At 65.4% G+C, this 20,193-nt stretch carries 21 protein-coding genes; 15 read left to right on the forward strand and 6 right to left on the reverse strand.

Translation table 11 applies throughout. The annotated features are described in order from the left end of the window. The first annotated feature begins 216 nt into the window (after window positions 1-216). From AB3X99_RS12470 to AB3X99_RS12530, 13 genes are all read left to right on the forward strand, one after another. Window positions 217-2,376 (forward strand): acetate--CoA ligase family protein, encoded by a 2,160-nt coding sequence (locus AB3X99_RS12470; RefSeq protein ID WP_368617077.1) that lies wholly within the window; start codon window positions 217-219, stop codon window positions 2,374-2,376. Between the two features lie 16 nt (window positions 2,377-2,392). Then, a complete protein-coding gene (locus AB3X99_RS12475; RefSeq protein ID WP_368617078.1) occupies window positions 2,393-3,586 on the forward strand; it encodes an acyl-CoA dehydrogenase family protein in 1,194 nt (397 codons plus the stop codon). Window positions 3,587-3,604: 18 nt separating this feature from the next. Then, the gene (locus AB3X99_RS12480; RefSeq protein WP_368617079.1) at window positions 3,605-4,750 is read left to right on the forward strand and encodes an acyl-CoA dehydrogenase family protein; all 1,146 of its coding nucleotides are present in this window, start codon (window positions 3,605-3,607) and stop codon (window positions 4,748-4,750) included. Next, window positions 4,747-5,910, forward strand: coding sequence for a thiolase domain-containing protein (locus tag AB3X99_RS12485; RefSeq protein WP_368617080.1), 1,164 nt, complete (start codon window positions 4,747-4,749; stop codon window positions 5,908-5,910). Before AB3X99_RS12480 ends, AB3X99_RS12485 begins: the two co-directional genes overlap by 4 nt. Window positions 5,911-5,912: 2 nt before the next feature. Beyond that, on the forward strand, window positions 5,913-6,356 hold the full coding sequence (locus AB3X99_RS12490; RefSeq protein WP_368617081.1) for a Zn-ribbon domain-containing OB-fold protein: 444 nt from the start codon (window positions 5,913-5,915) through the stop codon (window positions 6,354-6,356). Window positions 6,357-6,368: 12 nt separating this feature from the next. Then, the gene (locus tag AB3X99_RS12495; protein WP_368617082.1) at window positions 6,369-7,607 is read left to right on the forward strand and encodes a CaiB/BaiF CoA transferase family protein; all 1,239 of its coding nucleotides are present in this window, start codon (window positions 6,369-6,371) and stop codon (window positions 7,605-7,607) included. A gap of 43 nt (window positions 7,608-7,650) precedes the next feature. Beyond that, the gene (locus AB3X99_RS12500; RefSeq protein ID WP_069266741.1) at window positions 7,651-8,649 is read left to right on the forward strand and encodes a protocatechuate 3,4-dioxygenase; all 999 of its coding nucleotides are present in this window, start codon (window positions 7,651-7,653) and stop codon (window positions 8,647-8,649) included. A gap of 40 nt (window positions 8,650-8,689) precedes the next feature. Next, window positions 8,690-9,343 (forward strand): RraA family protein, encoded by a 654-nt coding sequence (locus AB3X99_RS12505; protein ID WP_368617083.1) that lies wholly within the window; start codon window positions 8,690-8,692, stop codon window positions 9,341-9,343. A 36-nt stretch (window positions 9,344-9,379) separates the two neighbouring features. Continuing rightward, complete coding sequence (locus AB3X99_RS12510) at window positions 9,380-10,048, forward strand: RraA family protein (RefSeq protein ID WP_342947225.1); 669 nt, start codon at window positions 9,380-9,382, stop codon at window positions 10,046-10,048. Further along, window positions 10,045-10,707, forward strand: a complete 663-nt coding sequence (locus AB3X99_RS12515; protein ID WP_368617084.1) for a 4-carboxy-4-hydroxy-2-oxoadipate aldolase/oxaloacetate decarboxylase — start codon at window positions 10,045-10,047, stop codon at window positions 10,705-10,707. The genes AB3X99_RS12510 and AB3X99_RS12515 overlap by 4 nt, the downstream gene beginning before the upstream one ends. 8 nt (window positions 10,708-10,715) lie before the next feature. Further along, a complete protein-coding gene (locus AB3X99_RS12520) occupies window positions 10,716-11,492 on the forward strand; it encodes an enoyl-CoA hydratase/isomerase family protein (protein ID WP_069266737.1) in 777 nt (258 codons plus the stop codon). Window positions 11,493-11,549: 57 nt separating this feature from the next. After that, window positions 11,550-11,966 carry a PaaI family thioesterase gene (locus AB3X99_RS12525; protein ID WP_342947227.1) on the forward strand — a complete coding sequence of 139 codons (417 nt, stop codon included), beginning with the start codon at window positions 11,550-11,552 and terminating at the stop codon, window positions 11,964-11,966. 69 nt (window positions 11,967-12,035) lie between these two features. Further along, complete coding sequence (locus AB3X99_RS12530; RefSeq protein ID WP_368617085.1) at window positions 12,036-12,467, forward strand: cache domain-containing protein; 432 nt, start codon at window positions 12,036-12,038, stop codon at window positions 12,465-12,467. 183 nt (window positions 12,468-12,650) lie between these two features. Here the strand turns inward: AB3X99_RS12530 and AB3X99_RS12535 are convergent, their stop codons facing one another. The 3 genes from AB3X99_RS12535 to AB3X99_RS12545 form a co-directional block, all read right to left on the reverse strand. Continuing rightward, window positions 12,651-13,625 (reverse strand): hypothetical protein, encoded by a 975-nt coding sequence (locus tag AB3X99_RS12535; RefSeq protein ID WP_368617086.1) that lies wholly within the window; start codon window positions 13,623-13,625, stop codon window positions 12,651-12,653. Window positions 13,626-13,787: 162 nt separating this feature from the next. Further along, entirely contained in the window at window positions 13,788-14,759 is a 972-nt protein-coding gene (locus AB3X99_RS12540; protein WP_368617087.1) for an alpha/beta hydrolase, read from the reverse strand. Between the two features lie 119 nt (window positions 14,760-14,878). Continuing rightward, window positions 14,879-15,343 (reverse strand): hypothetical protein, encoded by a 465-nt coding sequence (locus AB3X99_RS12545; protein ID WP_368617088.1) that lies wholly within the window; start codon window positions 15,341-15,343, stop codon window positions 14,879-14,881. 23 nt (window positions 15,344-15,366) lie between these two features. On the opposite strand from AB3X99_RS12545, the gene AB3X99_RS12550 reads away from it, so the two are divergent. Then, window positions 15,367-15,915 (forward strand): hypothetical protein, encoded by a 549-nt coding sequence (locus tag AB3X99_RS12550; protein ID WP_368617089.1) that lies wholly within the window; start codon window positions 15,367-15,369, stop codon window positions 15,913-15,915. Window positions 15,916-15,933: 18 nt separating this feature from the next. Here AB3X99_RS12550 and flhC read toward each other — a convergent pair whose 3' ends face one another. Next, window positions 15,934-16,644 carry a flagellar transcriptional regulator FlhC gene (gene flhC, locus AB3X99_RS12555; protein WP_069266731.1) on the reverse strand — a complete coding sequence of 237 codons (711 nt, stop codon included), beginning with the start codon at window positions 16,642-16,644 and terminating at the stop codon, window positions 15,934-15,936. 430 nt (window positions 16,645-17,074) lie between these two features. Here flhC and AB3X99_RS12560 point away from each other — a divergent pair, with 430 nt between their 5' ends. After that, the gene (locus AB3X99_RS12560; RefSeq protein WP_368617090.1) at window positions 17,075-18,007 is read left to right on the forward strand and encodes a tyrosine-protein phosphatase; all 933 of its coding nucleotides are present in this window, start codon (window positions 17,075-17,077) and stop codon (window positions 18,005-18,007) included. A 40-nt stretch (window positions 18,008-18,047) separates the two neighbouring features. On the opposite strand, the gene AB3X99_RS12565 is transcribed toward AB3X99_RS12560, so the two are convergent. Further along, on the reverse strand, window positions 18,048-19,361 hold the full coding sequence (locus tag AB3X99_RS12565) for an ATP-binding protein (protein WP_368617091.1): 1,314 nt from the start codon (window positions 19,359-19,361) through the stop codon (window positions 18,048-18,050). 4 nt (window positions 19,362-19,365) lie between these two features. Beyond that, window positions 19,366-20,133, reverse strand: a complete 768-nt coding sequence (locus AB3X99_RS12570) for a response regulator (RefSeq protein WP_368617092.1) — start codon at window positions 20,131-20,133, stop codon at window positions 19,366-19,368. Window positions 20,134-20,193 lie beyond the last annotated feature (60 nt).

Raw genomic sequence — 20,193 nt, forward strand, 5'->3', positions numbered from 1 at the left:
TGCTGGATGTACGTCGAGCGACAATTAAAAGGCATTAAAATCAATTAGATGCCGTTTGATAGGTGGCCCGGGTGGGTGCTGTTAGGGGAAAACACTAACCTGGTAAATGTGCCTCTGGTGTATTGAGAAAGAGGTTGTGGTATGCCAGAATGACTCTCAATCGAACTGATCCTGGTTTGCCAGTGCCGGGATCGCAATCAAGAAGAGGCATGACTGATGAGTAAGTCACTCTCCGAAGCAGGCGGCGTGTTGTCCGTCGAACGCGTGCTCAAGCCGCGCTCGATCGCGATCGTCGGTGCTTCCGCCGATCCCCGCTCGTTCGGCAACTTCGTGCTGCAGAACCTGGAGCGTTTCGGCTTTGCGGGCGCGATCCATCTCGTGTCGCGCAGCAGCGAGGAAATCAACGGCCGCCCGTGCGTGAAGAGCGTGGACGCGCTGCCCGAAGGCATCGACCTCGCGGTGCTGTGCATTCCGGAAGCCGGTGTGCTCGACGCCGTCTGCACGCTGGGCGCGCGCGGCGCGGGCGCGGCGGTGATCTTCGCTTCGGGCTACGCCGAAGCAGGCGAGGAAGGCCGTGCGAAACAGCAGGCGCTCACTGAGGCCGCGAACGCCGCGGGCATCGCGCTGATCGGCCCGAACTGCATGGGCTTCACCAATTTCCAGGCCGGCGTGCCGGTCACTTTCGAGGCGCTTGCGCCATATCCGTGCGCGGGTCGCAAGGGCGTTGGCGTGGTTGCGCAAAGCGGCGCGATGGCCGCGAACCTGCGCGACGCCTTCATGGGCCGCGGCCAGCCGATCACGGCGGCCGTTTCGACCGGCAACGAAGCCGTGCTTGGCATCGAGGACTATCTCGCGTGGTTCATCGCCGACCCGCAGACGACTGCGATCGCCGTGTATGCGGAGCAGGTGCGCCGCCCGCAGACTTTCCTCGCGCTGGCGCGCGAAGCGCGTGCGGCAGGCAAGCCGATCGTGATGCTGATGCCGGGCAAGAGCGCGCGAGCGCGGGAAGCGGCACAGTCGCACACCGGCGCGCTCGCAGGCGACCATGCCACGGCGAGCGTGCTACTCGCGCGCGAAGGCGTGGTGGTGGTCGATTCGCTCGATGAACTGTTCGACACCACGACGGTCCTCGCGCGCTTCCCGGTGCCGCCCGCAGCGGGTACGGCGGTCATGACGGCATCGGGCGCGGTGAAGAACATTACGCTCGACTTCGCCGACGACATCGGTCTGAACCTGCCGCCGCTCACCGAGCCGACGCTCGGGAAGCTCACCGAACTGCTGCCGGACTTCGCCGTGGCCGACAACCCGCTCGACTACACGACGATCGGCGTGCGCAACCCCGGCCTGATCGGCGAACTGATCGACACGGTGCTCGCCGACCCGAACATCGGCAGCCTCGTCCTCTCGATCATGGGCGGCCCTCCCATCGCGCAGCGCGACAAGGCCGACCACCTCGTGCCCGCGCTCGCGCGCGCCACCAAGCCCGCGGTGCTTGCGGTAATGGGCGACAACAACGTGCTGGAGCCGTTCTTCATCGAAGCGATTGCCGCGAGCGGCGTGCCGTTCTTCCGTTCGCCGGACCGCGCGCTGCGCGCCTGCGCACGCGTGGCGGCCTACGGCGAATCGCTGCAGCGAGCGCAGCGCGCGCAAACGGCGCAGCCAGCCGCGATCGCGCTGCCGGGCGCCGTGCCGGCGAACGGTATTTACGCCGAATATCAGGGCAAGCAATGGCTTGCCGCAGCGGGTCTGCCGGTGCCGCCGGGGCGACTCGCGAAGACGATCGACGAAGCGCAGAAGATTGCGGATGAAATCGGCTATCCGGTCGTGCTCAAGGCGCAGGCGAGCGAACTGCCGCACAAGAGCGACGTGGGCGGCGTGGTGGTCGGTCTCGCCGATGCGGCCTCGCTGCGCGCCGGCTGGGACAAGCTGCACGCGAGCGTGGCTTCGCATCGCCCCGAGCTGCGGCTCGACGGTGCGCTTGTCGAAGCGATGGGCCCGCGCGGTCTCGAACTCGTGGTGGGCGCCAGGCGTGACGCCGAATGGGGCCCCGTCGTGCTGGTCGGCCTGGGCGGCATCTGGATCGAAGCGCTCAAGGACGTGCGCCTGATTCCCGCCGACATGGCCGAAACCGACATCGTGGTCGAGCTGCGCCGCCTGAAGGCCGCCGCGCTGCTCGACGGCGTGCGCGGCGCCGAAGGTGTGGACGTGGCCGCCATCGCGAAGGCCGTGGACGCGATCGGTGCGCAGATGCGCGCGAACCCGCAGATCACCGAGATCGATGTGAATCCGCTCGTTGCCTACCCGGACCGTGTGCTCGCGCTCGATGCACTCGTCGTGTGCGGTTCGCAGGGCGCAAACAGCGGCGCACATCACTAATAAGGACAATGAATCAATGAGACTGGAATTCTCCGCAGAGGACGAGGCGTTTCGCGCCGAGGTGCGCGAGTTCGTCAAGAAGAACCTTTCGCCCGCACTCAAGCGCAAGGCCGAACTGGGCCTGCGCATCGAGCGCGCCGATTATGTCGAGTGGTACACGCATCTGTACGAGCGCGGCTGGATCACGCCGTCGTGGCCGAAGGAGGCCGGTGGCCCTGGCTGGACGCCGCTGCAACGCTATATCTTCGACGAGGAAACGCTCGTTGGCGGCGCGCCGCGCATCATCGCGAGCGGCATCAACATGCTGGGCCCTGTGCTCAATGCGTTCGGAACGCCCGAGCAGAAAGAGCGCTACCTGCCCGCAATCCGCCGCAGCGAAACGTGGTGGGCGCAGGGCTTCTCGGAGCCGGGTGCGGGCTCTGACCTCGCCAGCGTGCGCACCACCGCCGTGCTTTCCAGAGACTGCGATGGCGATCACTTCGTCGTGAATGGCCACAAGGTCTGGACTTCGTACGCGCACTGGTGCGAGATGATGTTCGCGCTGGTGCGCACCGACCCGACCGCCAAGCCGCAGGAAGGCATTTCGTTCCTGCTGATCGACATGAAGTCGCCGGGCGTGGAGCTGCGCCCCATTCGCATGCTCGAAGGCGGCACCGACCTCAACGAGGTCTATCTCGACAACGTGCGCGTGCCGGTCGAGAACCTCGTCGGCGAGATCAACAAGGGCTGGTCGTACGGCAAGTATCTGCTCGGCCACGAACGCACCGGCATTGCGGGCATCGGCTCCTGCAAGCAGCAGCTCGCGCGCGTCAAGCAGCTTGGCAAGCAGCAGGGCCTCGCCGGCGATCCGCTATTCGAGGCGCGCGTGAGCCGCTTCGAAATCGAGTTGATGGCGCTCGAATTCACGGGCCTGCGCATGCTGAGCGCAAACCAGCAGAGCCCCGTGCCGGCGGTAGAGGCGTCAATGCTCAAGGTGCGCGGCACCGAGCTGCGCCAGGCGATCTACGCGCTGCTCGCGGAAGTCGCAGGGCCCGACGGCATTCCGTTCGACGAAGCCGCGCTGCTCGACCAGGCGGGCCACGAGCCGCCGAGCCCGGAAGAGACCGTTGCCGTCGCGGCCAACTACTTCGATGCACGCAAGCTGTCGATCTACGGCGGCACGAACGAAGTGCAGCGCAACCTGATCAGCCGCGCGTTCTTCAATGCCTGAAGCGGGACACGAATAAACATGGACTTTTCTCTGACTGAAGATCACGTCGCGCTGCAAGACGCGGTACGCCGCTTCTGCGACGGCGAGTTTCCCGCGCACCGGCGCGGCGACACCGAAGACGCGGCGCTTGCGGCACACCGCCGCCAGGGCTTCGCCGAACTCGGCATCACGGGCCTCATCATCGACGCCGGACAGGGCGGCAGCGGCTACGGCGCGGTGGAAACGATGCTCGTCGCGCAGCAACTCGGCCGCGCGTTGGGCGGCGCAGGCTGGCTGTCGAGCGGCTTGCCGGCGGCTGCGCTGATCGGCGCGGCGGGCAGCGCGCAGCAGCGCTCGCAATGGCTCGAAGCGGCCGCGTGCGGCGAGAAGGTGCTTGCGCTCGCGGTGGGCGAAGCCGATGCGCGCTACGAGCTTGCGCGCATCGCGGTGCGCGCGAAGGAAACGGGCGACGGCTGGCGCATCGACGGCACCAAGACACTCGTGTTCGACGGCGCGATCGCCGACGCATTCGTGGTAGCCGTGCGCACCTCGGGCGAGCGCGGCGACATGCATGGCCTCTCGCTTTTCCTCGTCGACGCCAAAGCGCAAGGCATCACGCTGCGCCGCTTTGCGACGATCGACGCACGCGAAGCGGCCCACGTGAGCTTCGCCAACGTGGTCGTGACCAAAGCCGACCTGATCGGCGAGGCCGGCGAAGCGCACGCGCTCATCGAAGCCGCGCTCGACCGCGCGAACGCGGCGCTGTGCGCAGAGTCGGTCGGTGCGCTGGAAGCGCTGCTCGAACTGACCGCCGAGCACCTGAATACGCGCTCGCAATTCGGTGCGCCGTTGGCGAAGTTTCAGGCGCTGCAACACCGCGTGGCCGACATGCTGATCGCGCTCGAACAGGGCAAGTCGATGGCGTGCGCGGCGGCCATGGCCGTCGATGAAAACGACCCGGCGCGCCGTGGCCGCTTTGTTTCCGCCGTCAAGGCCTTTATCGGCGATGTGTGCAAGAACGCGGGCGAATGGGCGATTCAGCTGCATGGCGCGATGGGCATGACGCAAGAGTGCCGCGCGGGCCACTACGCAAAGCGCATGTTCGCGATCAACATGACCTACGGTGACGCCACCTGGCATCTGAACCGCTTTACGGCGCAACGACTCGATAAGGAATCCGAATGAGTCTGAACGGACAAGCCTGTATCGTCGGCGCCTATGAGCACCCCACGCGCAAAGCGGACGACCTTTCCGTCGCGCGCCTGCACGCCGACGTCGCGAAGGGCGCGCTGGAAGACGCGGGCCTGACGAAAGACGACATCGACGGCTACTTCTGCGCGGGGGATGCGCCCGGCCTCGGCACGACGACCATTGCCGAATACCTCGGCCTGAAGCTGCGCCACGTCGATTCGACCGAATGCGGCGGGTCCGCGCCGATCCTGCACGTCGCGCACGCGGCGCAAGCGATTGCGGCCGGCCGCTGCGATATCGCGCTGATCACGCTTGCGGGCCGCCCACGTGCGGCGGGCGCAGCGCTTTCGCTCAAGGCGCCGGACCCGGACGCGCCCGAAGTGCAGTTCGAGCTGCCGTTCGGCCCGGCCACACAGAATCTGTACGGCATGGTCGCGAAGCGCCATATGTACGAGTACGGCACCACAAGCGAGCAACTCGCGTGGATCAAGGTCGCGGCGTCCCACCACGCGCAGCACAACCCCAACGCGATGCTGCGCAACGTCGTGACCGTCGAAGACGTCGTGAACTCGCCGATGGTGGCTGACCCGCTGCATCGTCTGGACTGCTGCGTGATGAGCGATGGCGGCGGCGCGCTCATCGTGGCGCGTCCCGAGATCGCGAAGCAGTTGAAGCGCCCGCTCGTGAAGGTGCGCGGTACGGGCGAAGCGCCCAAGCACGCTGGCGGCGGCAAGATCGACCTCACGTGGTCGGCGGCGAAGTGGTCAGGCGCGGCAGCGTTCGCCGAAGCAGGTTTGACGCCCGCCGATATCAAGTATGCGTCGCTCTACGACAGCTTCACGATCACCGTGCTCATGCAGCTCGAAGACCTCGGCTTCTGCAAGAAGGGCGAGGGCGGCAGGTTCGTGCAGGACGGCGGCCTGATTTCGGGCGTGGGCAAGCTGCCTTTCAATACCGATGGCGGTGGCCTGTGCAACAACCACCCCGCGAACCGGGGCGGTGTCACGAAGGTGATCGAGGCCGTGCGCCAGTTGCGCGGCGAAGCGCACCCCGCCGTGCAGGTGCCGAACTGCGATATCGCACTGGCGAACGGAATCGGCGGCGCACTGGCTTCGCGTCATACGGCCGCAACGCTCATTTTGGAACGGGCTTAACGATGAGTACGACTAATCAGAACCCTGCTACGAAAAAGGCGGCCAAGGCCGCCGCGGCCACCGGCCGGCGCCGCATTTCGCCGCCGCGCGTATTGCCCGAGGCGATGCCTTTCTGGGAAGCGGCGAAGGATGGGCGCCTGCTCGTCAAGCGCTGCGCCGACTGCGGCCAGACGCACTACTACCCGCGCGACATCTGCCCGCATTGCCTGAGCGCGAACACGGAGTGGGTCGAGTCGAAGGGCAAAGGCGCGATCTACTCGTGCAGCACGATGGGCAAGGAAGAGGCGCGCTACACGCTGGCCTATGTGACGCTCGACGAAGGCGTACACATGCTCAGCAATATCGTCGACTGCGACCCGGCCACGCTCGCCATCGGCCAGCGCGTGCAGGTCGTGTTCGAGCCGAGCGATGGCGGCTATCCGGTTCCGATGTTCACTCCGGCCTGAGGAAAAACGCCCATGAGCGCAGAAAACAAGGACACCCAGCACGACCAGGGTGCGGCCACCGCCTGTAAAGGCGCGCTGTCACGCTTCACGATCATCGACGCCTCGCGGGTGCGAGCGGGCCCGACCGCCATGCGTCTTTTCGCGGACATGGGCGCACGCGTCATCAAGCTCGAAATCCCGCCCGGAGCGCCAGGTGGCGACGACATGATCGGCGGCCGCGACCACAATCGCGCCGATTATGAAAACCTGCATCGCAACAAGGAAAGCCTCACGCTGAACATGAAGGACCCCGCGGGCCGCGGGATTCTCCGCGAGCTGGTGCGCCGCGCCGACGTGTTCATCGAAAACTTCCGCCCCGACGTGAAGGACCGCCTCGGCATTGGCCCGGACGCGCTGCGGGCGATCAATCCGCGCCTCGTCTACGCGAGCATCTCGGGCTTCGGCCAGGACGGTCCCTATGCGAACTGGCCGGGTTTCGATTCGATCGCGCAGGGCATGGGCGGCCTCATGAGCGTGACGGGCAAGCCGGGCGAAGGCCCGATGCGCGTGGGCATCCCAATCGCGGACCTGTGCGCGGGCCACTTCTGCGCGATGGCGATTCTCACCGCGCTACTGGAGCGTGACGCGTCGGGCGAAGGCCAGTGGGTGCAAACCTCGCTGCTGGAGGCACAGCTCGCAATGCTCGATTTTCAGGCCGCACAGTGGCTCGTGGACAAAAAGGTGCCGCAGCAGGTAGGCAACGAGCATCCGCTCACGGTGCCGACCGGCGTGTTCGAAACGAAGGACGGTTACCTGAATCTCGCTGCCATCGGCCAGACGATGTGGACACGGTTGTGCGAGGCGCTCGGCCTCGAACATCTGGCGCGCGCCGCGGGCTTCGATTCCGATCCGGCGCGCGTGGCCAACCGCGACGCCGTGAACCGCGCTGTGGGCGAAGTCTTCAAGACTCGGACGACGAAAGAATGGACTGCAGTGCTGATTAAATCGGGCGTGCCTTGCGGCCCGATTCACCGCATCGACGAGGTGTTCGAGGACCCGCAGGTCAAGCATCTCGGCATGGCGTGGCCGGTCGAGTTGCCGGGCAAAGGCGAGGTCGCCTTCGTGGGCCAGCCGTTCCGGCTCTCGCGCTATCCGCGCGAAGCGTCGCCGCGGCTTGCGCCCGAGCAGGGCGAGCATACGCAGGCCATCTTGCGCGAACTCGGTTACGCGGACGAACAGATCGAACAATGGCGCGCGGCATTCGTGGTCTGAGCGCGCGCCGGCAAAGCAATAACGCACAGGAGAAGGAGACGAAATGGCACGTTTGGTAGCGGCATTCGGCTCGTCGCACAGCATCATGCTGGTGTCGCAGCGCGAAGACTGGCAGCACGGCTTTCGCGCGGTGGACCCGAAGAATCCGCATTACTACGACAAGGCGGGCAATCACGTTACGTACGGCGACCTGCTGGAACGCGCACCGGCCGACGCCGAGGCGATGGTCACGCCCGAGCGCATGGGCGAGCGCTACGACCGGTCGGAAGCGGCGATGGATGAATTGCGTGAGCGTATTCGCGCAGCCCGGCTCGATGTGCTGATCGTGGTGGGTGACGATCAGACCGAGTTGTTTCGTACCACGAATAACCCGGCATTCGCCATCTACTATGGCGAGACCATCCGCAACGCAAAGCGCGAGACGAGCCCGAACGACAGTTGGTACGCCCGCGCCCGCACCATGCGCCAGGAGCCGGATGCCGACGTGCACTATCCCGTCAAGTCGGAGATGGCACGCTGGATGATTCGTGAACTCTGCGAGCGCGACTTCGACATGGCGGCGATGGACGGTCTGGAGCGCGGCCAGTACGAGGGCCACGCGTTCTCGTTCATTCACCGCCGTTATCTGCAGGGCCTCGACTTGCCTGTCATTCCGGTGATCGTCAATACCTTCGATCCGCCGAACCAGCCCACGCCGCGCCGCTGCATTCAGCTTGGCGCCGCGCTGCGCGAGCTGATCGAGGCATACCCCGAAGACCTGAGGGTGGGCGTGCTCGCGTCGGGCGGCCTCTCGCACTTCGTGGTGGACGAGGCGCTCGACAACGGCATTATCGAAGCGATCCACCGCAAGGACAGCGCGTGGCTTGCCGCGCTCGATCCGAAGCAGCTACAGGCGGGCAGTTCGGAAATCCGCAACTGGATCATCGCGGTCGAGGCGGTCAAGTCGCTCGACCTCGAATGGGTTTCGTACACGCCGGGCTATCGCAGCCCCGCGCTCACCGGCACGGGTCTTTGCTTCGCCGCGTGGCGCACGCTGGACTGATCCGCTTCATTTGCGCAAGACCTTCACGGAAGACTAGAACATGGCTGACCAAAATGTACAGCGCCTGCGGCGGCTCGACTGCTGCGCCGTCTCGGACGCGCTCGACAAACTCAAACTGCCCGGCGTGGTGAGCGGGTTGCCGCAACGCTCGGGCCAGGGCCGCATTGCGGGCCGCGCGATCACCGTCAAGCTCGGCACCGGTGACGCGCCGCCCGGACCGCCCGTGCACCTCGGATGTACCGCAATCGAACAGGCCGACGCCGACAACGTGATCGTGGTCGAGCAGCGCAGCGGCGTGGAAGCCGGCTGCTGGGGCGGCCTGCTCTCGCTCGCCGCGAAGGTGCGCCAGGTCGCCGGCGTCGTGGCCGACGGGCCCGTGCGCGATATCGACGAGGCCATCGGCTACGAATTGCCCGTGTTCAGCCGCGCCACCACGGCGCGCACGGCACGCGGCCGCGTGGTCGAAAAGGGCACCAATGTGCCGGTTCAGATCGGCGAGGTGCAGGTGGAGGCAGGCGACTACGTCGTGGCCGACAACAGCGCCGTGATCTTCATTCGCGCTGCCGATATCGGCCTCGTGCTGGACACCGCGGAGACGATTGTGGCGAAGGAGGCCGCGATGGCAAAAGCGATTCTTGCAGGCGTCCCAGTCGGCAGGGTCATGGGCGGCAACTACGAACACATGCTCGCCTGAGCGCATATTCACAATTCACGCAAGCGATCCAGAACCATGACGACGAACGACAACCGCAACGTGGAGCGCGCCGGCAAGCTCGACACCGCCACGCTCTCCGACGCGCTCGACAAGCTCGGCATCAACGGCCAGTGCTACAAGATCAAGGCGCGCAGCACGGACTTCCGCCTCGCGGGACGCGCCTGGACGCTCAAGTACGGTCCCGCCGCCAACCCGCCGGGCACGGTGGGCGACTATATCGACGACGTCCCGGAAGGCGCGGTCATCGTGCTCGATAACGGCGGACGCGAAGATGCGACCGTGTGGGGCGACATTCTCACCGAGATCGCGCATCGCCGTGGCATTGCGGGCACTGTGATCAACGGCATCTGCCGCGACGTTTCGCTGTGCCTGAAGCTCGGTTATCCGGTGTTCAGCCGCGATCACTGGATGCGCACCGGCAAGGACCGCGTGCAGGTCGAGGCGACCAATATTCCCGTCAACATGGGCGAGGCGCGCGTGCAGCCCGGTGACATCCTGCGCGGCGACGCCGATGGCGTGCTCGCGATTCCGCGCGAGCACGAAGACGCTGTCCTCGATGCCGCGGAGGCGATCCATCATGCCGAGGAAGCGATTCGAGAGGCGTGCCGCGGCGGTATGCGTCTGGACGAAGCGCGCAAGCAGTTCAAGTACCACCAGTTGCAAACGCGGGAGCAAAAGGTATGAAAGAACACGATTCGGCAACCACTATCCGCACTTTAATCGAACGCGTCGAGGCACGCGTGGTCGACGCGGCCCGCCAGGTGCCCGCAGCCACGCTGCACGAAGCCGGCGGCAAGATCGGCGCGCTGCCCGCTGCGATCAAGCCTGTCGCGCCTGGCTTCAGGATCTGCGGCACGGCAGTCACCGTGCATTCGCCGGGCGGCGACAACCTCTGGCTGCACCGCGCCATCCTGCTTGCTCAGCCGGGCGACGTGCTGGTGGTCTACACGAACGGCGTGTACGAACACGGCTACTGGGGCGAGGTGATGACGACAGCCGCGAAGGTGCGCGGTCTTGCGGGGCTCGTGATTGACGGCGCGGTGCGCGACGCCGACCTGCTGGAGTCGATCGGCTTCCCGGTGTTCTCGCGCGGGCTGTCCATTCGCGGCACGGGCAAGGACTTTGGCGCGATCGGCTGGATCAACGAGCCGGTGATGATCGGAAACGTCACGGTTTGTGCGGGCGACCTGATCGTCGGCGACCGCGACGGTGTGGTGGCCGTTCCGCGTGCCCGCGCGGCAGAAGTGGTGGAGAAGGGCGTGCAGCGCGAAGCCGACGAAGCCGCGATCTGCAAGCGCATCGAGGGAGGCGAAACTACCATGCAGATCTACAACTTCCACTGAGGCTGACGATGACCTCGAAACCCGCTCATTCAGCAGGTCAGGCGCCGGAACTCACCGTCGCCGGGAAGATCGCGACCATCACGCTGCGCCGCCCCGAGATGGCGAACCGCCTCGAATTCGAAGACCTCGCCACATTGCGCGGTTTCATTCGCGAAGTGAACGCGCAACGCGAGGTGCTCGTGCTGCGGCTGTGCGCCGAAGGCAAGCACTTTTGCGCCGGGTTCGACATTGGCAGCGTTGCCGACGAGAACGCGGGGGCGAGTTTCGAGGCGCTCGCCAACGAACTCGAAGAAGCGCGGCCTGTGACGATCGCCGCGATCAACGGCGGCGTTTATGGCGGTGCGACCGATCTGGCGCTCGCGTGTGACTTCCGCGTCGGCGTCGAAAGCAGCCAGATGTTCGTGCCTGCGGCCCGGCTCGGCCTGCTGTTCTATCGCGGTGGTTTGCGGCGCTACGTGTCGCGGCTCGGACTGAACGTGGCGAAGAAGCTGCTGTTGTGCGCCACGACCCTCGATGCCGGACAGATGCGGGCTTGCGGTTTTCTCGACACAGTCGTTGCGCGTGCAATGTTATTCGACGAAGTCGAGCGCCTGAGCGGCGAACTGGCGGCAATGGCGCCGCTCGCTCTGCTGGGTATGAAGAAGCACCTGAATCGGATCGCGAGTGGAACGCTCGACGAAGACGAATTCCAGCGCGACGTGAAAGAAGCGGATGCCTCGCGCGATCTATGCGAAGGTTCGCTCGCCTGGAAGGAGAAACGAAAGCCGGTATTTCGCGGCGAGTGAGCCGCGAGCGGCAAAACACGAGCACCCCCGCGAAGCTATACGAAAAGGACGGCATTCATGGAAATCGAAGATAACCCGGCTCTCGCGCGTCTATACGGCGTGAACGGCGCGCCGCCGATCACGACCACGCTGGGCGCCGCGTTTCTCTCGCTGAGCGACAATGCGCTCGAGGCCGAGTACGAGGGCGCCCTGTCGTTTCGCAACCCGGCGGGGCAAGTGCAGGGCGGCATGCTGTGTGCCATGCTCGACGACGTGACGGCAACGCTGGTTACCTCCACGCTCGCCGAAGGCGAGCACTGCGCGACGCTCAGCCTGAACACTTCATTCCTGAGGGCCGCAAGGCCCGGCAAGCTGACCGGCCGCGCAAACCTCGTGCGCAGGGGGCGCGGCGTATGCAACGTGCACGGCGAACTCTGGCAGGAAGACAAGCTCATCGCCACGGCAACGGCAGTGTGCATGATCGTCGCACGGTAAGTGCCGCCGCGCGCGGGGCAGGGTGGCGCTTTGTTGAGTCTGATTCGTTATCCTTAAAAAAATACAAACATGACGTTGAATCGCAAGCTCCTGTCGATGATCGCCGTGCTGTGGATCGGCCTCGTATTGATCGGCGGCTTTGGTGCATGGCAAATGCGCTCGACCATGCTGGACGACCGGCGTGATCAGTTGAAATCGCTCGTGCAGCAGGCCGACACGCTCGTCAAGCACTACCACCGCCTCGCACAGCAAGGGGTGCTCAGCGACTCCGGCGCACGCAAGCAGGCGCTCGCCGCGCTAGCGGGGCTGCGCTACGGCAAGGACGGCTATTTCGCGGTCATCGACTCGCATCTCGTGATCGTGATGAACCCGTTCCTGCAGCAAATGACCGGCAAGGACGTGAGCCGCATGATGGACGGGGCCGGTCAGCCGCTGTTCCCGAAGCTCGTGGCCGCGGGCAACCAGCCAGGCGGTGGCTTTGCCGACTATGTTGGCCGCTAGAACGCAGCACTGGTCGAAGAAGCCGCGGCTGCTGCGCACTCGTTGCGCGATCAGGCCGCGAGCTTGCGCGAGGCGATTGCGCGCTTCGTGCTGCCTGCACAAGGATAGGCAGCATGACTGTAGCCATCCGGGTGGCGGCCGATGTGTTCGCGACTGAACCGATGTCACTGCCTGCGGGGCGGATCAGTGATGCCAGAAGAGGGGATCCTGGCGAGAGCGGCTGTCGCCTGCCTGCGCATACTGGCTTTCCCCTGGCCATGTACGGCGATTGCGCTTGCCGGCGGCCGGCTGGTGCTCGGTGCCGGCGAGCGTGAGCAGGTGCCTCGCTTCGCGGCTCGATGCGTCGACTTCCACCGCATGCCCCGCGTCTTGCCGCACACAAGCCCATTGGCGCTCGTGCTCGCATTGCCGCGCCTCGCCGATCAACGCGTCGCGCTGCTGCTCGCGCGTGACGAGTTCGGCCTGCATCTGTTGCGCTTCAGGGTTGCCGGGCTCGACGGCTAGCGCACTCGTGAGCGCCCTGCGTGCGGGCCAGAGGTTGTTCTTGTCGAGACTCAGACGCGCGCTGGCCAGATTGCTCGCGACCTCGGGATGCGCACTCGCATAGCGCGGCGCGGCGAGCGGATGCGAGACCACCGGCGTATTCTGCTGGGCGGCGCGGCGCTGCGCCGCGTTCGCATGCGGCAGGACGGCGGGTGGCCGATTAGTCACTGCGGCGACACTGCGGCTGCTGCCGTGAGTGCCCCGCGTGCCCTTCGACCCGCTCACGGCCCCCTGGACCACCTGTACGCCGAGCTTCGGCTCCCATTCGCCGCGATGCAGGAACGCGTAGCCGGTGAGCGCGATCGCGAGCGCGCCGAGACCCGCCCAGGCATAGCGCGGCAACCGCTTACGCTCGGCGACGTGTTCCTCGTCGATCGAAGGGTACTCGCCGTCGTAGGGCCGATTGGCGCCAAGGGCCAGGTTTGCACGCAGGCGCTCGGCTACCCCGTGCGCGCGTTCGTCCGGCAAGCCTTCGTCAGCGCCTGCGATGCGCGCGGCAGCGGCCTGTTGATTCGCTCCGCATTGGGGGCAGAGTGCAAGCGGCGCATTGAACCTGGTCCCACAGTAGGGGCATTCCGACGGATCGGAATCGTCGTGACCAGGGGTGTTGAGCATGGGAGGAGCGCGCTTTCGCTTCGATTGACGAATTGCCGCAAAACCGGTGCCTGATGTACGCACTCATTTGAATATGGGCCACTTCGCCGCGAAGATCAATCGGCGGATTCCGCCAGTTTGGCGGATACGGACAGGCGAAACGGCGGCGAGGGCGCCTTTGCCTTATCCCTTCACGCAGCCGATGATCGTGGCGATTGCAGTGGCATCCAGCGTCAAGCCGATGTGCCCCACGCCGGGTACGATCGTGACCGGCACGTGTGCGCCCGCTTCCTCGAACGCCGCCGCGTATTCGCTGGCGTGAAAAACCTCGTCGTCGGCGCCGGCCAGCACGTGCACCGGCTGCCGCGCGCCGCGTATGTCCGCGCGGTAGTCGTCGTGCGGGCGGAAATTCTGCATCAGGTTGAACGAATACTGCGGCGTGAGCTCGTCTCGGACCTCGGGCGCGAGCGCATAGGCGATCGTCGGCAGATGATTGAAGACGCGGATGCGCAAGCCGTTAAGCATAGCGAGCACGATGAGGCGAGGTATGCCGACCGAGACCCAGCCGCCGACCTCGTTGCGCGTGGTGCGCGCCTTGTGGTGCAGGAAGGGTGCGAGCAGCACGTAACGCTCGAACAGGCGCTGACGTGTACCGCCCGCAAAGCGCAGCGCAAAGCCGCCGCCGGACGAGAAGCCGACCAGCGTCCTGGGCAGCGCTGCCAGCTCGCCCGGCAGTGCGGCGAGCAGATCTTCGAGATCGTCTTCCAACTGACCGATGTAGGCAATCGTGCCCTTGCGCCCCGATTCACCGTGGCCGCGCATATCGGGCACGCAGGCCGCGTAGCCCGCGGCGGCGAACTGGCGCGCAAGCGGGTGGAGACTCGCGCTGCTTGCCGACGATCCATGGATGAGCACGACACACGCTTGTGGCGCGCCCGCCTGCGGCAGGTACGCGCGCCAGGCGAGCGACGCACCGTCTCGCGCCGGATAACGGCGCACCGCAGGAAGGTCGGAAAAGTCGACCTCCTTGAACGGCGCGTTGATCGATTCGAGCGGCTCGGGCTGCCTCGGGCCGCCCTTGGCGAGCGCGACGGCCGCGGCGGCGATGGCAGCGAGCGGAACGGCTTGCGAAGCGGCAAAGGCGCTGAGAACCACGGGTGGACCTCGTGTACGTTATGGGTTGATGGTCTTGCCGGCAGTGATGATAGCCGACTTGCCGCCCATATCATCGGGTCTCCGAAACATTATGCGCTCCGGATTGCGGTGCAGCGCGCTCAGATGAACAGCGAAATGATGCCGCCCAGTGTGATGCCCGCCGCGATCCAGCGCCCAAGCGTATAGGTGTGGTTCGGGTCGGCGGGCGCGTCGGGACGCTCGAGGCCTAGCGCGCCATAGACGAGCGATTTCACGGGCTGCGCGTTGGCCGGCGTCGATGTCGCGTCGGTTGCGTCGCTCGTGTCGGTGGCATCGCCGGTATCGCTCGTGTCGCTCGTGTCGCTCGCATCGCTCGTGTCGGCCGCGGCGTCGCCGCTGTCCGCGCTATCGTCGGTCCATGCAGCCGCGTAGCCTTGCGGCGAAATCTGCACGGCCTCGTCCTGCGATGTGGACGGCGCGACATTCGTCGATGCGTGGCTCGACTGCGTGCCGTCCCGTTCTGCCTGGTCTGAAGCCGCGCCCGCACGGAGTGTGCTCGTGTTGGCGCTACCGTTGGCGAACTGTGTCGCCGCCCCGATTTGCATGGTCGACTCCTTTCGACTTTCTTATGCCTGCAATAATCGCAGGTCCAGCGCTGAAGCGACTCACGAATAACGCCGAAAAATTCGCGATATTCCGCGGCCAATTCTTTTGCAGAGCCTGCGACAATATCGGTATCCGTAACGTCGTGCGCGTATTACCGCGCGACGTCTGTGTGATCCTCCCCACCCGCAAGAAGAAGCACGCCTCGACGTCGAATGTGGATGAAGTCTCTGCGCCTCACAAATCCGTTCACGTTCGCGAAGAGGCGAGCTTGAAGCGCCCGTCACGCCGCGAGATTTTCGAGGCGCTTTATCGCACGATCTATCTGCAAGTCCACACGCGCCTGCCCGATGCGCTCGAGCGCGATCAAAACGACGATTATTCGCAAAGCGGCGCGCAGATCGCGTGGGAGATCTGGCAGGCCGCGCACTCACACGCCATCGAGCTTGCGGCGCAGCAATGCGAGCGTCGTCAGAATCAGCACGCTCATCAGGATCACAAAGCAATCTGCCGGATTTGTGCGTGCGATATTCGCGCTCTGCAGCCGGATGCAGAGCGCGAGGATGTGACGTAAGGAACGTGCCGCTTTAACCTAGACGGGGACGGAAGCGACGAGGCGCAGGCGGTTCGCGGAACGCTTTGGATCGAGGGCGCGCGTGACTTCGGCGAGCGTGTCGCGCATGGTTTCGCGCATGGTGCCCGAAAGTTCGCCCAGTGCTGCTGCGGCGCGGCCCCGCGTGGCGGAGGCGGCTGCCGGGGCATCGGATTCCGTCGTGCGGCTCGCGCGTGCGGCACGCGTCATGCCGGCGCGCGCGGGCGGCATGCAAATGCAGCAGGCGGTGGGCTTGTGTGCGTCGCGCACGTGGCGCACGAAGCGGCCGTGGCAAACGGTGCAGCTCGACAGCGTGAGCAGGCCGCCTTCGAAGAAGCGCAGCAGCGTCCATGCCCGCGTGAAGCTCAGCACGCGCTCGGTTTCGGCGCTCTCGCAATGCTCGAGATAAAGGCGGTATGCACGCGTGAGGGCATCGAGCCGGCTGCATTTCGCTCTATCCGTAAGAAACAGATAGATGTTGTAGAAGAGCGACGCATGAATGTTCGGCAGCCATGTGAAATACCAGTCTGCCGAAAACGGCAACATGCCCTTGGGCGGCGAAGCATTCTTGAGTTCCCGATAAAGCCTGATCAAACGATTGCGCGAAAGCGTCAGTTCTTTTTCGAGCACAGGCATGCGTGCGCCCAGCTGGATCAGCTCGATTGCGCGCAGCACTTCACGCGCTTCTTCGGTCACACTGCCTTTGTACATGACGTGGTACTCCCAGGGGCAGCCGACGACCGCCACGGTGGTCCAGGCGAATGCCTGAATTCACGGGCGATTATAAAAGCGCAACAAAGAGCGTCAAGGATAATATTTGGAAAGAAACTGGAATATCTATAAAGAGAATGGCCTGTGCAGCCGATATTCAGGTGTGGATTGAAATGGGAAATAACCGCGCATTACCACGGCAATTACCTGTTCGGTGTGAATAGAAAGGTACGGTAAGAATATAAGTACAAACCGGCGGAAAATATCAGTGCGCAATGCACCGTGGATCGGAAAAAATTATTACCGCGTTTTGCGCTTTTACCTTTTCAGGCGCATCTGCCGGTAAACTGCGGCCTTTCCGAACGCATGCGACGTGCGACGTTGCAGCGGCCCGCGCGAACTGCGGGTTCCCTACATAAGCTGCCAACCGATGAATTTGTCTTTCTCCGCCTACACTTCTTCGTTCGCGCAGGCGCGTAAGCGTTTGCCTGTGGCCGCGACCGGCAACTTCAACCGCAGTGGCGGCGGCGCGCTCGACAACCCGCCGCGCCGCGCGCTGCTCAAGGGCACGGTGAGCCTGCTCGCGCTGAGCGGTTGCGCGAGCACGTTGTTGAGTGCGTGCGGCGGCGAATACACGGGAGGCGACGGCGCGCAGGATGCGCCCACGCCGGTAATCGGCTCCGTCGCGAACTTCCGCGATCTGGGCGGCGCTGCGCCTGGCTACTCGACGAGCGACGGCGCGCACGTGCGCCGCGCCTTGATTTACCGCTCCGACGCGCTCACCCCTAGCGCCGCCGACGCCGCGACGCTCGAGCGCATGGCGCTGTCCAACATCTACGATCTGCGCACGCCTGCTGAGATCGACGCGGCGCCCGACGTAACGCCCAGCACCGCCAGTTACCTCGCGCTGAATGTGCTGGGCACGCTCGAGCCGCCGTCGTTCGGGGGCATGCTGGCCGGCGAACTCGATGCGGCGATGCAAATGCATTGGCGCATGCTCGTGACAGGCCGCACGCAATGCTCGATCTACGGAGCGCTGCTCGAACACATCGCGGATGCACCGGGGCCGCTGCTCATCACGGGTGGCACAGGCGTGGACGTGGCGGGCTGGGCGTGCGCCCTGTTGCTGCTGATCGCAAACGTGCCGCTCGAAATCATCGTGAAGGATTTCATGCTGACCGATGCGTGGCGCTCGACGGGTGTGGATTCGACCAATCTCACGCCGCCCGTGCAGGCCAGCTATCTGCAGGCCGCGTTCGACGCGGTGCAGGGCAGCTACGGCGACCTCAACCGGTATCTCACCGCGGGTCTCGGCCTTGCGTCCGACACGGTGAATCGTCTGCGCGGCCGGCTCGTGGTCTGAGCGGCGCGCAGCGCTGAATCAACAGGTAATCCGAGCGGGCTTACACAGCGGAGCGTGCATCGGCCGGCAGCGCGATACGCACGCGCAGCCCGCCTTCGGGGTGATTGGTCAGCTCGCAGCGGCCACCCTGATTGCGCGTGAGGCGCGTCACGATGGCGAGACCCAGCCCGCAATGGCCTTCGCCGCCGCGCGCTTCGTCAAGGCGTACGAAGGGTTTGAGCGCTGCGGCCACGCGCTCGGGCGGGATGCCGGGGCCATGATCGCGCACTTCGATGATCCACTGCGTGCCTTCGCGGCGCGTGGCGATTTCCACGGGCGGCACGCCGTGTTCGAGCGCATTGTCGACGAGATTCGACACGAGCCGGTCGAGCAGCGTGCGCGGCAGCCTGAACGCCGAGCCCGCGCGCAGATCGAGCCTGAAGAGCGCATCGTCGTCATCGCCTGCATCGGAAAAGAACTGCTCGCGCAGCAGCGCATCGACATCCACCTCGGGACCCGATTCGGGCCGCTGGCGGGCAAATTCCAGGAACTGCTGGACGATGTCGTTCAGCGAATCGACTTCGCGGATGAGCTGTTCGCGCTCGCGCTCGGAGCCCATCATGCTTGCACGCAGCTTCAGGCGCGTGAGCGGCGACTTCAGATCGTGGGCGACGCCCGCGAGCATGACGGCCTGATCGTCGTCGGCTTCGTTGAGCTGCTTCATCATGCCGTTGAATGAGCCGATCAGTTCGCGCAATTCGCGCGGCCCGTGCTGCTTGACGGGCGCGGGACGATGGCCGGTGCCGAATGCGCGCGCGGCCTGGGCCACGAGCGAAAGCGGCCGTTGCATCTGCCACATGGCGAGTAGCGCGAGCAGCAGCGAAATGGCGAGCATCGAACCGAACAGCGGCAGCAGGTTTCGCGGTGGCGGCAGATCGACGGGCGCGACGATCCACGTTGGCTGCCCCGCGAAACGCACCCACAGGGCTTCGCGATGGCGCAGGTCGGCGAGAATCTCGGTGCCGGGCGGCAAATCGCGCAGGAGTTGCTTGCGCAAGTCGGCAAGCGGCTCGCGTTTGGGCACTTCGAGCCGCACATCGGCGGGCATGTTCCAGGTGGGCACGAGATGCACGCGCAGGGCTGGCGCGAGGTCCATCTCGTTAGGGGGCGTGCTGGGTGCCGCGCTCGTCGCCGTACCGGGCGCTGCGCTGGTTGCCGCGTGCAGCATGAGCAGCAGACCGCGCTCGAAGCCTTCCACTTCGTGGCGGCGCGGCTGCGGCGCGAACACGATGAACCAGCATGCCTGAATGGCGAACAGCAGGAGCGCGGACATCAGCGCCATGCGTCCGAACAGCGTATTCAACGGATTGTTCATGCAATTACGCGTTCAGGCTGCGGCCGCTGTCGTCTGCTGGGGGGTTGCCTGCGTCGCCTTCGATGCCGACCCCGCTCTGCGGCACGAACACGTAGCCTTTGCCTCGCAGGGTCTGCACGTAGCGCGGCTGTGCGGGATTGTCTTCGATCACGCGGCGCAGGCGCCAGACCGGTACATCGAGGCTGCGCTCGTTGAATTCGAGGCCGTCTGCGTGGAGCAGGTCGTGAATCAGCACGCGTGAAAGCACGCGATACGGATGCTCCGTGAAAATCTTCAGGAGGACGAACTCACTGCTGCGCAATGGCACGCGCTTGCCGTCGCGTTCGAGCGTGCGCGCCATGAAATCGAGCTCGAAATCGCCGAAGCGGTAGCGTTCGCGCGCCACGGGTGCGCCCGCGGGGCCGTTGCCGCGCCTGCGCAGCACGGTCTGGATACGCAGCAGCAATTCCTGCGGATCGAAGGGCTTGGCGACGTAGTCGTCCGCGCCCAGCGTGAGACCCGCAATGCGGTCGCCCACCGCGCCGCGTGCGGAGGCGAAGATCACCGGAATGTTGTCGCCCTGCGCGCGCAAGGCGGCGAGGGCGCGCAAGCCGTCCGTGCGCGGCATCATGACGTCGAGCACGACGACCGATGGCCGCTCGCGTTCCAGCCGAGCGCCGAGATGCGTGCCGTCGTGGAGGACCGAGGCCTCGAAACCATTGGCCCGAAGAAAGCTGGAGAGGAGATCGCGCACGACCGGATCGTCGTCGACGATGAGAACGTGTTGACTCATCGCCGTATTTTATTTGATATCGACAACCGGCAGAACAGCGCGCGACCGCAGATTTCTTGC

The sequence above is a fragment of the Paraburkholderia sp. BR10882 genome (assembly GCF_040948855.1).
GTDB classification, from domain to species: domain Bacteria; phylum Pseudomonadota; class Gammaproteobacteria; order Burkholderiales; family Burkholderiaceae; genus Paraburkholderia; species Paraburkholderia nodosa_A.

Bases quoted from the DNA above. Each gene is read 5' to 3' on its own strand.
- AB3X99_RS12470 (WP_368617077.1), top strand. From the start codon at position 217: ATGAGTAAGTCACTCTCCGAAGCAGGCGGCGTGTTGTCCGTCGAACGC.
- AB3X99_RS12475 (WP_368617078.1), top strand. From the start codon at position 2,393: ATGAGACTGGAATTCTCCGCAGAGGACGAGGCGTTTCGCGCCGAGGTG.
- AB3X99_RS12480 (WP_368617079.1), top strand. From the start codon at position 3,605: ATGGACTTTTCTCTGACTGAAGATCACGTCGCGCTGCAAGACGCGGTA.
- AB3X99_RS12485 (WP_368617080.1), top strand. From the start codon at position 4,747: ATGAGTCTGAACGGACAAGCCTGTATCGTCGGCGCCTATGAGCACCCC.
- AB3X99_RS12490 (WP_368617081.1), top strand. From the start codon at position 5,913: ATGAGTACGACTAATCAGAACCCTGCTACGAAAAAGGCGGCCAAGGCC.
- AB3X99_RS12495 (WP_368617082.1), top strand. From the start codon at position 6,369: ATGAGCGCAGAAAACAAGGACACCCAGCACGACCAGGGTGCGGCCACC.
- AB3X99_RS12500 (WP_069266741.1), top strand. From the start codon at position 7,651: ATGGCACGTTTGGTAGCGGCATTCGGCTCGTCGCACAGCATCATGCTG.
- AB3X99_RS12505 (WP_368617083.1), top strand. From the start codon at position 8,690: ATGGCTGACCAAAATGTACAGCGCCTGCGGCGGCTCGACTGCTGCGCC.
- AB3X99_RS12510 (WP_342947225.1), top strand. From the start codon at position 9,380: ATGACGACGAACGACAACCGCAACGTGGAGCGCGCCGGCAAGCTCGAC.
- AB3X99_RS12515 (WP_368617084.1), top strand. From the start codon at position 10,045: ATGAAAGAACACGATTCGGCAACCACTATCCGCACTTTAATCGAACGC.
- AB3X99_RS12520 (WP_069266737.1), top strand. From the start codon at position 10,716: ATGACCTCGAAACCCGCTCATTCAGCAGGTCAGGCGCCGGAACTCACC.
- AB3X99_RS12525 (WP_342947227.1), top strand. From the start codon at position 11,550: ATGGAAATCGAAGATAACCCGGCTCTCGCGCGTCTATACGGCGTGAAC.
- AB3X99_RS12530 (WP_368617085.1), top strand. From the start codon at position 12,036: ATGACGTTGAATCGCAAGCTCCTGTCGATGATCGCCGTGCTGTGGATC.
- AB3X99_RS12535 (WP_368617086.1), bottom strand. From the start codon at position 13,625: ATGCTCAACACCCCTGGTCACGACGATTCCGATCCGTCGGAATGCCCC.
- AB3X99_RS12545 (WP_368617088.1), bottom strand. From the start codon at position 15,343: ATGCAAATCGGGGCGGCGACACAGTTCGCCAACGGTAGCGCCAACACG.
- AB3X99_RS12550 (WP_368617089.1), top strand. From the start codon at position 15,367: ATGCCTGCAATAATCGCAGGTCCAGCGCTGAAGCGACTCACGAATAAC.
- flhC (WP_069266731.1), bottom strand. From the start codon at position 16,644: ATGTACAAAGGCAGTGTGACCGAAGAAGCGCGTGAAGTGCTGCGCGCA.
- AB3X99_RS12560 (WP_368617090.1), top strand. From the start codon at position 17,075: ATGAATTTGTCTTTCTCCGCCTACACTTCTTCGTTCGCGCAGGCGCGT.
- AB3X99_RS12565 (WP_368617091.1), bottom strand. From the start codon at position 19,361: ATGAACAATCCGTTGAATACGCTGTTCGGACGCATGGCGCTGATGTCC.
- AB3X99_RS12570 (WP_368617092.1), bottom strand. From the start codon at position 20,133: ATGAGTCAACACGTTCTCATCGTCGACGACGATCCGGTCGTGCGCGAT.